The following is a 13903-nucleotide window of genomic DNA, read 5'->3' as shown; positions in this document are numbered from 1 at the left end:
TCCTTCAAACAGTTATGGGGGTGCAAGTGTAGATGTTTATGTTTGAAAAACCGCATGGCATGCGGGATACGCTGCCTGTGCTTTACGAAACAAAGAAAAAGGTGCGCTCTTCATTAACAGAGGTGATGGCTTTGTGGGGGTATCAGTTCATGGAGACACCGGCCCTTGAATTTTATGATACGGTCGGTGTGCAGTCGGCCATATTGGATCAGCAGTTATTTAAACTCCTTGATCAGGAGGGGCAGACGCTCGTGTTAAGACCTGATATGACGGCCCCGATCGCAAGGGTGGCGGCCTCAAAGCTTCATAAAGATGATCACCCGCTTAGAGTGGGCTATGCTGCAAATGTGTTCAGGGCACAGGAACGTGAAGGCGGACGTGCCGCCGAATTTGAGCAAGTCGGCGTCGAACTGATCGGCGATGGATCTACAAGCGCTGACGCAGAAGTGATTGCACTCGTCATTTTTTCGCTTAAAAATGCCGGCCTGACTTCATTTAAAATCTCGATCGGCCATGTCGGAATTTCAGATGCTTTGTTTGTGGAGGTTTTAGGAAATGAAGAAAGGGCTCATGTCCTGCGGCGCTATTTATACGAAAAGAACTATGTCGGCTACCGGGAGCATGTAAAATCCCTCAATTTATCCTCAATTGATAAAAGCAGGCTGCTCGAGCTTTTGGAGCTGAGAGGCGGTATTGAAACGTGCGGCAAGGCGGCATCGATCATCGATTCTGAAAAAGGAAAACGCGCGGTTTCAGAACTGAAGACGCTTTGGGAGACACTCGGCGACTATGGTTGCACGGACGACATTAAACTTGATTTAGGCATGGTCAGCCATATGAGCTACTATACGGGTGTTTTGTTTGAAATCTATGCTGAAAACGTCGGCTTTCCGATCGGAAACGGTGGCAGATACGACCAGCTTCTCGGCCGCTTCGACTCACCCGCTCCGGCAACCGGTTTCGGCATCAGGACTGACAGGCTGCTAGAAGCATTGAAGCCGGCGGAAGAGCAAGAAAAAATCGATGTCGTCATCTTCAGCACGGAACAAAGAAAAGAGGCGATCAAATTTGCCGAAGAAGAGCGAAGAAAGGGCAAAAAAGTCGTTATACAGGACTTAGCGGGAATCGGAGATATTGACCAAATGACAAAGTCTTTTCAAAACGTGACCTATTTTATCGGGGCCAGAAAGGAAGAGAAGCATGGGTAAGGAATTGACGATTGCGATGCCGAAAGGGCGGATATTTGAAGAAGCTGCCGATATGCTTCGAAAAGCAGGCTATCAGCTCCCTGAAGAATTCGATGATTCGAGAAAACTGATCATTCAGGTGCCTGAAGAGAACCTTCGCTTTATCCTCGCCAAGCCGATGGATGTCACAACATATGTCGAGCACGGGGTGGCCGATGTCGGAATCGCCGGCAAAGATGTGCTGCTGGAAGAAGAACGCGATGTCTACGAGGTTCTTGATTTAAACATCAGCAAATGCCGTCTTGCCGTAGCCGGCCTGCCAGAGACGGCGGCCGACAACGTTGCGCCCCGGGTTGCGACCAAGTATCCAAATGTCGCGTCAAGCTACTTCAGGGAGCAGGGAGAACAAGTGGAAATCATCAAGCTCAACGGTTCGATTGAACTCGCTCCCTTAATCGGACTTGCCGGCCGAATCGTTGATATCGTATCAACAGGACAGACTTTAAGGGAAAACGGGCTGGTTGAAACCGAAAAAATTTGCGACATCACGTCACGTTTCATCGTAAATCCTGTCAGCTACCGAATGAAAGACGCAATCATCGATGAAATGGCTTCAAAACTTTCTCTTATTGTGGAAGGGGAAAAAGTAAAATGAAGATCAAAACCATCAGCGGAAATACGTCGGTTTCCCTAAAGCGCACTATTGACGCCGGAACGGAAGAGCAAAGAAAAGCGGTCCGCGGCATTATCGATGAAGTGAAAAAGTGCGGGAATTCAGCTGTTTCCGCATTTACAAGACAATTTGACGGAGCGGATGTGGCCGACTTTCGCGTTTCTGAAGAGGAAATCAAGGAAGCATACATCACGCTCAATGAACGTGATCTCGAGATTATTCGGGCGGCGATTTTTAACATTAAAGAATATCATGAGCGGCAGCTCGCATCATCATGGTTTTACCACCGCAAGGACGGAACGATGCTCGGCCAGAAAATTACGCCCCTGGATTCAGCGGGAGTGTACGTGCCCGGCGGAACGGCTGCTTACCCATCATCCGTTCTGATGAATGTTATTCCGGCGCTTGTTGCCGGTGTCGATCGCATCGCCCTTGCCTCACCTCCGGGAAAAGACGGCAAATTGTCGGCGGGAGTACTGGCGGCTGCGGCTGAGCTTGGCGTCACAGAGATTTACAAAATGGGCGGCGCTCAGGCGATTGCCGCATTGGCTTACGGAACAGAAACCATTTCCCCCGTCGATAAAATCACAGGACCTGGAAATATTTATGTCGCCTTGGCTAAACGGGAAGTATTCGGCCAGGTTGATATTGATATGATCGCGGGCCCAAGTGAAATCGCCATTCTCGCTGATAGTACGGCAAACTACCGGGAAATCGCTGCTGATCTACTTTCACAGGCTGAGCATGATGCGATGGCAGCGAGCATTCTTGTCACCGACTCAAAGCCGCTTGCCGAATCTGTTTTAAAAGAGGTTTACGAACAGCTCGAACATCTTCCAAGAAAAGAGATTACACGGCAGTCGATTGACAACCACGGTTTGATCTATGTTACAAAGACGATGCATGAAGCTGTTTCCGTCATCAATGAGCTCGCTCCTGAACATTTGGAAATTTTAACAGCTCAGCCTGACGCCCTGCTCGGACAAATCAAACACGCGGGCGCCATTTTCCTGGGCCGCTACAGTTCAGAGCCGGTGGGAGATTATTTTGCGGGCCCTAATCATGTTCTGCCGACTAACGGCACAGCCAGATTTTCAAGCCCGCTAAATGTGAACGACTTCCAAAAGCGCTCCAGCATCATTTCCTACAGCAGGGATGCATTCCGCGAAAATGCCGAGAGCATTGCGGCCTTTGCTAGATTGGAAGGGCTTGAAGCCCATGCAAGAGCAATTGAATCCAGAAACCGGGAGGAAGACTGATGAGAAAAGCCGAACGGGCAAGAAAAACCAATGAAACTGATATTAAATTATCCTTTCATATTGACGGAGAAGGGAAAGCGGATATTCAAACGGATGTCCCGTTTATGACGCATATGCTCGATTTATTTACAAAACACGGGCAGTTTGACCTTTCAGTTGAAGCGAAAGGCGATGTTGAAATCGACGACCACCATACGACGGAAGATATCGGAATTTGTCTCGGACAGGCGCTTTTGGAAGCGCTCGGAGATAAACAAGGAATCAAACGCTACGGTTCGAGCATAGTGCCGATGGATGAAGCTCTCGCCCAGGTTGCGATTGATCTGAGCAACAGGCCGCACCTCGAGTTCAGAGCCGAATTCCCGAGCCGGAAAGTCGGAACCTTTGATACAGAGCTTGTCCATGAATTTTTGTGGAAGTTTGCGCTGGAAGCGCGAATGAATCTTCATGTCATCGTTCATTACGGTACGAATACTCACCACATGATCGAGGCGATTTTTAAAGCGCTGGGACGTGCGCTTGATGAAGCGACATTGATCGATCCGCGGGTTAAAGGAATTCCGTCAACGAAAGGAATGCTGTAAATGATCGGTGTCATAGATTACGGAATGGGAAACCTGTACAGCGTCTCTAAAGCGATTGAACGGATTGATGCCCCTTATTTCGTCTCCGAGCATCCGGATGAACTTAAGAAAGCGGATAGCTATATCCTTCCGGGAGTCGGCGCTTTTCGGGATGCGATGGAGACTTTAAGCCAGACCGGCCTGAAAACATTTATTCAAAATGCCGTAAGTGAAGGAAAACCTCTTCTCGGCATATGCCTCGGTATGCAGCTGTTATTTGAAGAAAGCGAAGAACGCGGGGCGTCAAAAGGACTCGGCCTTTTGAAAGGAAAAATCGTTAAACTGAAAGACCGTGACCAAGCGGGAGATCGCTTAAAAGTGCCTCACATGGGCTGGAATCTTCTCACGGTCCACCGCCACTCTCCGCTTTTACCAAAGACGAAAGAAGGGTATGCGTATTTCGTTCATTCGTATTATGTCTGCGGAATCGAAGAGGAAGCTTTGCTTGCCAGCGCCGAATACGGTGTGCGTGTGCCTGCTGTCGTCGGTTTTGGCAATGTATACGGCGCCCAGTTTCATCCGGAAAAAAGCAGTGCGGTCGGCATGTCGATCTTAAAGCGTTTCAAGCAGCTTACACAAGAACAGAAGGTGAAAAAATGAGCGAGTTTACTGTATACCCTGCCATTGACATGAGAAACGGCAAATGCGTCAGGCTCATCCAGGGAGATTATGAAAAAGAAACGATTTACGGTCATTCCCCTCTGGATATGGCCTCCCGGTTTGCTGAAGCGGGGGCAGACTGGATTCATCTTGTCGATTTGGACGGGGCAAGAGAAGGCAAAAAAGTGAACGACAGACACGTCATAAGCATTGCTGATGAGCTCAACGTTAAAGTGCAAGTCGGCGGCGGCATCAGGACCGAAAAAGACGTGTATGACTACTTGTCGCAAGGTGTTGAAAGGGTGATCCTAGGCAGCTCGGCCGTATCAAATCCCGAGTTTGTCAAAAACATGCTGAAAGCTTACGGCCGGCATATCGCAATCGGTCTTGACGCAAGAGACGGATTTGTTTCGACTGAAGGATGGCTTGAGACCTCCTCCGTTAGAGCGGAAGAGCTTGGCCGCGAGCTTGCGAATGAAGGTGCGGAAGTTTTTATCTTTACCGACATTGCGACTGACGGAATGCTGTCAGGACCGAATATCAGCAGTACAGTGGAGCTTGCCAGGGCAACCGGCAAACAAGTCATTGCCTCCGGCGGTGTCAGCTCTCTCGCCGATCTTGAGGCGCTCGCTTCCCGGACTGTGGAAGGCGTCTCTGGCGCCATTGTCGGAAAAGCGCTGTATACCAATCAATTTACCGTGGCTGAAGCGCTTGAAAGGGTGGCGGCAAAGTGATCACAAAACGAATTATCCCGTGTTTGGACGTAAAAGACGGCCGCGTTGTCAAAGGTGTGCAGTTTGTTGAATTGAAAGATGCCGGCGATCCCGTTGAGCTGGCTGAAGTATATGATCGTGAAGGCGCCGATGAGCTTGTTTTTCTCGATATCTCGGCATCCCACGAGGGGAGAAAAACGATGGTTGACGTCGTTGAAAGAGTGGCGGCCAAGCTGGCGATCCCATTTACCGTCGGCGGCGGCATCAATCGTTTGGATGATATGAAAACGATCCTGCGGGCCGGCGCCGACAAAGTTTCCGTTAATACGGCTGCCGTTCTCCGTCCGGAGCTGATAACGGAAGGCGCTGACTTTTTCGGTTCTCAATGCATTGTCGTCGCGATTGATGCAAAATTCGATCCGGAAGCTGATCAGTATTATGTTTATACACACGGCGGACGTAAAAAGACGGACCTTGAGACCGTCTCATGGGCGAAGGAAGCCGTTCAGCGGGGAGCCGGTGAAATCCTGCTGACAAGCATGGATGCAGACGGAGAAAAGAACGGATTTGACTGCAGGCTCACAAAGCTTGTGTCAGAAGCTGTTTCAGTCCCCGTCATTGCATCCGGAGGCGCAGGTCATGCGGGCCACATGTATGATACATTTGCAGAAGGGCGGGCGGACGCGGCTCTTGCCGCATCTATCTTTCATTACAAAGAAACATCTGTAAAAGAAGTAAAAGCTTATTTAAAAGAGCGCGGGGTGAATGTAAGATGATCAAGGCAGACGAGTTGACATTTAATGAAGCCGGCTTGATCCCGGCGATTGTCCAGGATGCAGCGAGCAAGGAAGTGCTGACACTTGCTTATATGAACAAAGAATCGTTTGAAAAAACGCTGGAAACGAAGGAGACATGGTTTTTCAGCAGATCGCGAGGAGAGCTCTGGCTTAAGGGAGCGACGTCAGGAAACATTCAGCGTGTGATAGACATCAGGCTTGACTGTGATCAGGATGCGCTCATCGTGCTGGTCGAACCGGCGGGACCGGCCTGTCATACAGGAAGCTACAGCTGTTTTTCGCCCGGCGAACATATCAGACAGACTGATGGCGGCCGCTTTGACATCATCAATGAACTTGAAACGGTGATTGCTAAACGGCAGGCTGAAATGCCTGAAGGCGCATATACGACATATTTGTTCCGTGAAGGCGTTGACAAGATTTTGAAGAAGGTTGGCGAAGAAGCGGCGGAAGTCATTATCGCTGCAAAAAACCGGGATTCTGAAGAGCTGAGATGGGAAGCGGCTGACCTTCTTTACCATCTGCTCGTTTTGTTGAGGGAGCAGTCCCTGCCGCTTGATGATGTGCTTGGCGTCCTGAAAGAGCGCCATGAAGGCTCTGAATCATAAGCGCATTGCTTACACCCAAAAAGCTAACTGCCTTTTGGGTGTTTTCCCGTATTTAATTTCATTACGATTTGCTCTCCGATCGGCCCCATTTTTCTTTCCCCTGTGTCTGCAAATCCGGCTTTCACATACAGGTGCTGGGCCGCGGTGTTTTTCACGTTCACAACCAGCACGATTTCATGACAATGGGTGAACTCCTTGGCGACAAACTCAGGAAGCTTGAGCATTCCTTCTTTTGCAAAACCTTTTCCCTGGTGCTTTCTGTCGATGGATAGCGCCGTTAACAGCATGGCGTCCGGGTTGTCCGCATAGTCTTTTACCCTCTCGGTCGCATGCAGGATAAAAAATCCGACGGGTTCGCCTTCGCTTAAAATTACGATTGGAAACTGACCGTCCGTCTGTTTTAAAACCTCTTTCGGCAACGCGGTAAATCGATGCTGTTCTTCAGGAAGCTTGAATTCGAGAAGCGCAGCTGAATGTTCTTCCGAGAAATGCTTCAATTGTATTGATCCGCTTTTTTTCACATGATGAACCCCCTTTCTATGATCATACAATGGGAACGTATATTCGTCACTATCTAGTGCTAAAAAAAGATTTTGCCCTGGTTAAAATAAAAAGCTACTTCCGATATAAAACCTACCTTGAACCTTCTGAAAGCCCTATGCGCTCCAGTGCTCCAAACGTCAGGAATAAAATGGTGAAAAAACCATATGTGGAAAATGAAGAGAATTTTCTCGAAACTTGTTTTTGGCCTATTAAGCCTGCTGGAAACTATGTTATACTACTCACGGTATATAGTTTGAAATGGAGGGTATCTGTGGGAAAGTACACTTCTGAACACCATAAAGATTCGAGAATTGTCCAACTGTTCCAAGATGGGCAATATTTTTATCATAAAGGGCTCAAAGCATATAGAGAACGCAATTTATCCCGCGCAAGCAAGCTCATTCAGAGAGCGATTTTTCTTGAACCGGAAAACACAGGAATGCTGTCCCAACTTGCTGTTATTTACACTGAAATGGGATTTTACCAGCAATCAAATGAACTTTTGGACTTTATCCTGACGAACATCAACGAAAAAATGACTGAATGTTATTATTTTAAAGCCAACAACTATGCGCACCTCGGCCTTTTTCACGAAGCCTATAAAGCAGCGGAGACTTATTTAAAAGAAGACCCGGACGGCGAGTTCAGCGAGGAAAATGCGGAGCTCCTTGATTTATTGGATATGGGAGAGGAAGATGAGGGCTATTCGCAGTTCGATCAGGACGACTTGATTCTGAAACAGGATCGGGCGAAATCACTGCTGGAAAATGGACAGCTTCAAGAATCGATCGTGATGCTTGAAGAAATCACTTCCGATTACCCAGAGTTTTGGTCAGCTTACAACAACCTTGCACTGGCATATTTTTATGCCGGAGACATTCAGAAAGCCAAAACGACGATTTTTACGGTCTTGGAAAAAAGCCATGGAAACCTGCATGCGCTTTGCAATCTTCTTATTTTTTATCACTATGAACGACGGGACGATAAGGTCGAGGCGCTTTCCGAACAGCTTTCCAATGTTTATCCGATGCTGTTTGAGCAAAGGTATAAGCTCGGCGCCACGCTGTCCCTCGTCGGCAGATACGATCTCGGCTATAAATGGCTGAAATCACTCTACCGCATGGGATTTGAAGGGGATGAGACCTTTTATTACTGGCTCGCCTGCTCAGCTTACTACACCGGCCGCGCTCAATTTGCCCGGTCTGTATGGAAAAAGATGCAGGAAGAGTATCCGGATGACGCCCGCATGGAGCCGTGGAAAGAACGGAAGGAAAAGAAACCTGTCCAGCGGCCGCTTGAGGAGCGCCTTGCCGCGTACTATATCAGCGGAAGAAAAGGGGAAAAAGCCCAGCTGAAAGCGGTGCTTGATTCACAGATGGCAAAAACGCCGTTTGAAGATCAGTTTGTCAGGCTTGTGCTTTACGGGGAAAGCAGTGCAGCCGTTGATTCAAAAGACGCACTTCTTGCTTACAGAACTGCGAAAGCGATTGAACAAGCGGATCAGTCAGCGATGGAACAGGAGGCCATGTGCTTTTGGATTTTTCATGTCATTCAGCAGATCAGGGCTTACGGCCTTCAGCTGAAAAATGCCGGCGGGCTTGCCGCGGCGATCTATTACATTTGGAAGACCGAGCATCAGGAGCGGCTGACAAAAGCTGAAACCGCAAAAATCTTCCATATCTCGCCCGGAACGCTTTCAAAGTATGAACGTACATTAAAAGAACATCTATAGAAACAGGTGTGAACTTCACTGTTCAGCCTGTTTTATTATGTGAGCAAAAAAATAGCGATTATTCATGATATTTTATAGGATATGGGTAAGGAAGATATAAGAAGGGAATCTTATTTAACAGAAATGGACTGCTTGACAGCATAAGATTCATGAAGGAGTGAACATTGTGTCAGAAGAAAAGATGTATGACGTCATTATTATCGGAGCAGGTCCTGCGGGAATGACGGCAGCCGTTTATACGTCAAGGGCGAACCTGTCGACTTTGATGGTTGAAAGAGGCGTTCCGGGCGGACAGATGGCCAATACGGAGGATGTCGAAAACTATCCGGGATTTGAAAGCATTCTGGGACCAGAGCTTTCAAATAAAATGTTTGAACATGCGAAAAAGTTCGGCGCTGAGTATGCGTATGGCGATATAAAAGAAGTCGTCGATGAAGGAGACTACAAGATCGTCAAAGCGGGATCAAAAGAATTTAAAGCGCGTGCGGTCATCATCACAGCAGGCGCCGAATATAAGAAGCTCGGCGTACCTGGCGAAAAAGAGCTTGGCGGCCGCGGTGTATCTTATTGTGCGGTTTGTGACGGCGCATTCTTTAAAAACAAAGAGCTCGTCGTTGTCGGAGGAGGGGACTCCGCTGTTGAAGAAGGCGTGTACTTAACCCGTTTCGCTTCGAAAGTCACGATCGTCCACCGCCGCGATAAGCTGAGAGCGCAAAGCATCCTACAGGCGCGCGCGTTTGACAACGAAAAAGTCGACTTTCTCTGGAACAAGACGGTCAAGGAAATTCATGAAAAAGACGGAAAGGTCGGTAAAGTAACGCTGGTCGATACGGTCACAGGCGAAGAAGAAGAGTTCCGGACTGACGGCGTCTTTATCTACATCGGCATGCTGCCGCTTTCAGAGCCGTTCAAAAACCTCGGCATTACAAATGAAGAGGGCTACATCGTGACAAATGAACAGATGGAAACAAAAGTCGAAGGTATTTTTGCAGCGGGCGATATCCGCGAGAAAACCCTTCGCCAAATCGTAACGGCAACAGGCGACGGAAGCATTGCCGCACAGAGCGTTCAGCACTATATCGAAGAGCTGAAAGAGAAAGAAAAGGCTGTAAAATAACGTATTTTTATCGTCATCATGATTTAACCGCCCTGTAACACCAGTGAAACAATTATTCGTTATGATGGGTATAGTAATTGACCCCCTTTTATAATGAATTTTATTGGCACGGATGATCTTATCCGTGTCCTTTTTTTGTTTTATTTTTCCACGAAGATAAATTTTTGCAAATTTCACAAGTTGTTCAAATTTCAATATTGAAACGTCTATTTTTGCTGTAAAATAGAATGAAAGAACGGTTTTCGCAAGCGCTTCCATTCGCTGAAAAGCCGTTTCTTTAAGTTTTACCCGGGAAAAGCTTTAAAGCAGTCCGGAAAAAAGCGATTTTCGCGGCGGAACTGCATGTTCATTGTGAGCCGGGACAGGAAGCGGTATAATAGAAAAAAGAATTGAAGGACTAAAAGGATGGGTGACAGACTTTGCAAAGAGTGACGAATTGTGTGCTGACTTCAGGTGATAAAGTCCTGTTGCTGCAAAAGCCCAGACGAGGCTGGTGGGTAGCCCCCGGCGGCAAAATGGAAAGCGGGGAAACCGTCAGGGACGCCGTCATCAGGGAATACCGCGAAGAGACGGGCTTGTATGTGCTGAACCCGCAGCTGAAAGGGATATTCACCTTTATCATAAAAGAAAATGATCAGGTCGTATCTGAATGGATGATGTTCACATTCGTCGCCGATCATTATACAGGCAAACATGTAGAAGAATCGGAAGAAGGCATCATCGAGTGGCATCAGGCGGCAGACGTCGGGAGCCTGCCGATGGCGCCGGGAGACGTCCATATTCTGGATTTTATGCTGAAAGGCAAAGGACTGCTTCACGGCACCTTTACGTATACGCCTGACTTTGAATTGCTGTCCTATCGCCTCGACCCGCAAGGCGAATAAACATAAGAGGGGGAGAGAAGCATGAATGCGAATGGAGGCCATGATATACAGCTTGTGATCATAACCGGAATGTCAGGGGCAGGAAAAACAGTGGCGATTCAAAGCTTTGAGGATCTCGGTTTTTTCTGTGTCGATAATCTGCCGCCATCTTTGCTGCCGAAATTTTTGGAGCTGATGAAGGAATCAAGTTCAAAAATGAGCAAAGTTGCCCTTGTTATGGATTTGCGCGGCCGCGAGTTTTTTGACAGCTTGATTGAAGCGCTTGACGAGATTGGGGAAACATCCTGGATTACCCCGCGAATTTTATTTTTAGATGCCAAGGATTTGGTTCTCGTTTCAAGATATAAAGAGACAAGAAGGTCCCACCCCCTTGCGACAACTGGCCTGCCGCTTGAGGGTATCCGAACGGAACGGGAGCTTCTCGAAGAGTTGAAAGGCCGCTCTCAAATCATTTATGATACATCCGATATGAAACCGAGGGACTTGCGCGAAAAAATTGTCCAGCATTTTGCGGCAGATCATGGACATACCTTTACAGTGAATGTAATGTCATTCGGGTTTAAATACGGATTACCGATCGATGCGGATCTAGTGTTCGACGTAAGGTTTCTTCCGAATCCGTACTATATCGACAGCATGAGGCCGTTGACGGGAAAAGATCAGGAAGTATCTTCGTATGTGATGAAATGGAACGAAACACAAAAGTTTCTTGAAAAACTGACCGAGCTGCTGAGCTTTATGCTTCCGTCATATAAGCGCGAAGGTAAAAGCCAGCTAGTCATCGCGATTGGCTGCACAGGCGGACAGCATCGCTCGGTGACGCTTGCTGAATACCTTGCCGATTATTATAAAAAGGACTACTATACTCATGTTACTCACCGGGACATCGAGAAGAAAAGCAGAAAATAGCATGGCAGATCAGAAAAAAATCGCAATTTTTGGCGGAGGAACAGGCCTTTCGGTATTGCTCAGAGGATTGAAGCAACATCCGGTTGACATTACGGCGATTGTGACGGTCGCAGATGACGGCGGAAGCTCGGGGAGGCTGCGCGATGAGCTTAAAATTCCCCCTCCGGGGGACATCAGAAATGTGCTCGCTGCACTGTCTGATGTTGAACCGCTTGTTGAAGATCTGTTCCAGCACCGCTTCTCTAAAGGCGGCGATTTAATCGGCCATTCATTGGGAAATTTGATTTTGGCGGCGATGACGAATATAACCGGTGATTTCTTTCACGCCGTCACTGAAATGAGCAAAGTTTTAAATGTGAGGGGAAGGGTTCTGCCCGCGGCCAATACCAGTGTTGTCCTTCATGCGGAAATGGATGACGGACAGATCATATCAGGGGAATCGACGATACCGTCTTACGGTAAGCGGATTAAACGGGTGTTTTTAACACCTGAAAAAATCGAACCCGTTCCGGAAACGATTGATGTAATCCGCGGCGCCGACCTGATTCTTCTCGGCCCGGGAAGCCTGTATACGAGCATCTTGCCGAATCTTCTCGTTCCGAAGATAAGGGAAGAAATATTAAACGCCCCGGCAAAAAAAGTTTATATTTGCAATGTGATGACCCAGCCGGGAGAAACGCTGTACTACAGTGCAGCTGATCATGTAAAAGCGCTTAACCAGCATATGGGCGGTCCGTTTATCGATACGATCCTCGTCAACAATGAGGAAATCCCGGACGATATCCGGGAACGCTATGCGAAGGAGCAGGCACAGCCCGTCCAGTTTAACATTGATGATCTGTCTGCGATGGGGCTTGAGGTCATCAAAGATCAGATTGTGACATACGAGAATGGCGTGATCCGTCATGATACACATAAAGTCGCTTCGCTACTTGTTGATTTGTTAAAAGAATAGCAGGCCTGGGAATGGGGGTGTCCATAATATGTCATTTGCATCGGAAACGAAAAAAGAACTTACAAACCTTGAAGTAAAAGATTGCTGCGCGAAAGCAGAGCTCTCTGCCCTCATTCGGATGAACGGTTCATTGTCTTTCTCAAACCGAAAAGTGGTTCTCGACGTCCAGACCGAGAACGCGGCCATCGCCAGAAGAATTTACACATTGCTGAAGAAACAATACGATGTTTCCGTTGAACTGCTCGTTCGAAAGAAAATGAGACTGAAAAAAAACAATGTCTACATCGTACGCCTGATCGAAAATGCCAAGCTGATTCTTGAGGACCTGAAAATACTCGGAGACAACTTTGTCATTGCCAGAAACATCTCGGAAGACTTGGTCAAAAAACGTTGCTGCAAACGTTCTTATATGAGAGGGGCTTTTTTAGCCGGGGGTTCTGTCAATAATCCCGAGACATCTTCTTACCACCTCGAAATTTTTTCGCTGTATAAAGAGCATAATGATTCATTGTGCAGGCTCATGAATCAGTTTCATTTAAACAGCAAAACGCTTGAGCGGAAAAAAGGATACATCACGTATCTGAAGGAAGCTGAAAAAATTACCGAGTTTTTGAATGTGATCGGCGCGCATAATTCGCTGCTCCGCTTTGAAGACGTCCGGATCGTGCGCGATATGAGAAACTCGGTTAACCGGCTCGTCAATTGCGAGACAGCCAATCTAAACAAAACGATCGGCGCTTCTCTGCGGCAGGTGGAAAACATTAAGCTGATCGACGAAAGAATCGGGCTTGATGCGCTACCGGAAAAGCTGAGGGAAATCGCCCAGCTCCGCATCGATTATCAGGAAGTAACCTTAAAGGAACTCGGGGAAATGGTGTCGAGCGGAAAAATCAGCAAATCGGGCATCAATCACAGGCTTAGGAAACTGGATGAAATAGCTGAGCAGCTGCGTTCAGGACAATCTGTCTCTTTAAAATAGGGAATGGGGGAGATCGTATGGTTCAACAAAAAGTGGAAATTCTTTTGAAAACGGGGCTTCAAGCGCGCCCGGCGGCATTGTTTGTTCAAGAAGCCAACCGTTTTCAATCAGATATTTTTCTGGAAAAGGGAGATAAAAAAGTGAATGCCAAAAGCATCATGGGGCTGATGAGCCTAGCTGTCAGCTCCGGATCGGAAGTCACGCTGATCGCCGACGGTTCCGATGAGCAAGATGCTCTTGCTGCATTGACTGCATATGTTCAAGAGAAAAAAGCTAAACCTTTATGAGGTTTGGCTTTTTCTCATCGATTCAAAGCGGAAGGAG

Annotated in this window: 16 protein-coding genes; 15 read left to right on the top strand and 1 reads right to left on the bottom strand. The window is 47.7% G+C overall.

Annotated elements, in window-relative coordinates:
- Positions 1-32: 32 nt before the first annotated feature.
- Genes CP943_RS19255 through hisIE form a run of 8 tightly spaced genes read left to right on the top strand, consistent with a single transcriptional unit; the run spans position 33 to position 6460 of the window.
- Entirely contained in the window at positions 33-1208 is a 1176-nt protein-coding gene (locus CP943_RS19255) for an ATP phosphoribosyltransferase regulatory subunit (protein ID WP_023856362.1), read from the top strand.
- Positions 1201-1842, top strand: coding sequence for an ATP phosphoribosyltransferase (gene hisG, locus CP943_RS19250; RefSeq protein ID WP_095292118.1), 642 nt, complete (start codon positions 1201-1203; stop codon positions 1840-1842). Before CP943_RS19255 ends, hisG begins: the two co-directional genes overlap by 8 nt.
- Positions 1839-3119: a histidinol dehydrogenase gene (hisD, locus tag CP943_RS19245; protein ID WP_023856360.1), complete on the top strand. Its 1281-nt coding sequence runs from the start codon at positions 1839-1841 to the stop codon at positions 3117-3119. Before hisG ends, hisD begins: the two co-directional genes overlap by 4 nt.
- Entirely contained in the window at positions 3119-3703 is a 585-nt protein-coding gene (gene hisB, locus CP943_RS19240) for an imidazoleglycerol-phosphate dehydratase HisB (protein ID WP_023856359.1), read from the top strand. The genes hisD and hisB overlap by 1 nt, the downstream gene beginning before the upstream one ends.
- Entirely contained in the window at positions 3704-4342 is a 639-nt protein-coding gene (gene hisH, locus CP943_RS19235) for an imidazole glycerol phosphate synthase subunit HisH (protein WP_105981250.1), read from the top strand.
- Positions 4339-5076, top strand: a complete 738-nt coding sequence (gene hisA / locus CP943_RS19230) for a 1-(5-phosphoribosyl)-5-[(5-phosphoribosylamino)methylideneamino]imidazole-4-carboxamide isomerase (protein ID WP_023856357.1) — start codon at positions 4339-4341, stop codon at positions 5074-5076. Before hisH ends, hisA begins: the two co-directional genes overlap by 4 nt.
- Entirely contained in the window at positions 5073-5831 is a 759-nt protein-coding gene (gene hisF / locus CP943_RS19225) for an imidazole glycerol phosphate synthase subunit HisF (protein WP_095292124.1), read from the top strand. Before hisA ends, hisF begins: the two co-directional genes overlap by 4 nt.
- Positions 5828-6460: a bifunctional phosphoribosyl-AMP cyclohydrolase/phosphoribosyl-ATP diphosphatase HisIE gene (gene hisIE, locus CP943_RS19220; RefSeq protein ID WP_095292126.1), complete on the top strand. Its 633-nt coding sequence runs from the start codon at positions 5828-5830 to the stop codon at positions 6458-6460. The genes hisF and hisIE overlap by 4 nt, the downstream gene beginning before the upstream one ends.
- A gap of 23 nt (positions 6461-6483) precedes the next feature.
- On the opposite strand, the gene CP943_RS19215 is transcribed toward hisIE, so the two are convergent.
- Positions 6484-6981: a GNAT family N-acetyltransferase gene (locus CP943_RS19215; RefSeq protein ID WP_105981249.1), complete on the bottom strand. Its 498-nt coding sequence runs from the start codon at positions 6979-6981 to the stop codon at positions 6484-6486.
- A gap of 293 nt (positions 6982-7274) precedes the next feature.
- Between CP943_RS19215 and CP943_RS19210 the strand changes: the two genes are divergently transcribed.
- From CP943_RS19210 to CP943_RS19175, 7 genes are all read left to right on the top strand, one after another.
- On the top strand, positions 7275-8735 hold the full coding sequence (locus tag CP943_RS19210) for a tetratricopeptide repeat protein (protein ID WP_105981248.1): 1461 nt from the start codon (positions 7275-7277) through the stop codon (positions 8733-8735).
- A 166-nt stretch (positions 8736-8901) separates the two neighbouring features.
- Complete coding sequence (gene trxB / locus CP943_RS19205) at positions 8902-9852, top strand: thioredoxin-disulfide reductase (protein ID WP_020453061.1); 951 nt, start codon at positions 8902-8904, stop codon at positions 9850-9852.
- 419 nt (positions 9853-10271) lie between these two features.
- Positions 10272-10736, top strand: coding sequence for an 8-oxo-dGTP diphosphatase (locus CP943_RS19195; protein WP_026580154.1), 465 nt, complete (start codon positions 10272-10274; stop codon positions 10734-10736).
- A 21-nt stretch (positions 10737-10757) separates the two neighbouring features.
- Positions 10758-11645, top strand: coding sequence for an RNase adapter RapZ (gene rapZ / locus CP943_RS19190; protein ID WP_020453060.1), 888 nt, complete (start codon positions 10758-10760; stop codon positions 11643-11645).
- A gap of 1 nt (position 11646) precedes the next feature.
- Positions 11647-12600: a gluconeogenesis factor YvcK family protein gene (locus CP943_RS19185; RefSeq protein WP_023856351.1), complete on the top strand. Its 954-nt coding sequence runs from the start codon at positions 11647-11649 to the stop codon at positions 12598-12600.
- A gap of 28 nt (positions 12601-12628) precedes the next feature.
- The gene (gene whiA / locus CP943_RS19180) at positions 12629-13579 is read left to right on the top strand and encodes a DNA-binding protein WhiA (protein WP_020453058.1); all 951 of its coding nucleotides are present in this window, start codon (positions 12629-12631) and stop codon (positions 13577-13579) included.
- Positions 13580-13596: 17 nt separating this feature from the next.
- On the top strand, positions 13597-13866 hold the full coding sequence (locus CP943_RS19175; RefSeq protein WP_020453057.1) for an HPr family phosphocarrier protein: 270 nt from the start codon (positions 13597-13599) through the stop codon (positions 13864-13866).
- Positions 13867-13903 lie beyond the last annotated feature (37 nt).

The sequence above is a fragment of the Bacillus paralicheniformis genome (assembly GCF_002993925.1).
GTDB classification, from domain to species: Bacteria; Bacillota; Bacilli; order Bacillales; family Bacillaceae; genus Bacillus; species Bacillus paralicheniformis.
This window is presented reverse-complemented; position numbering and strand designations above follow the sequence as displayed.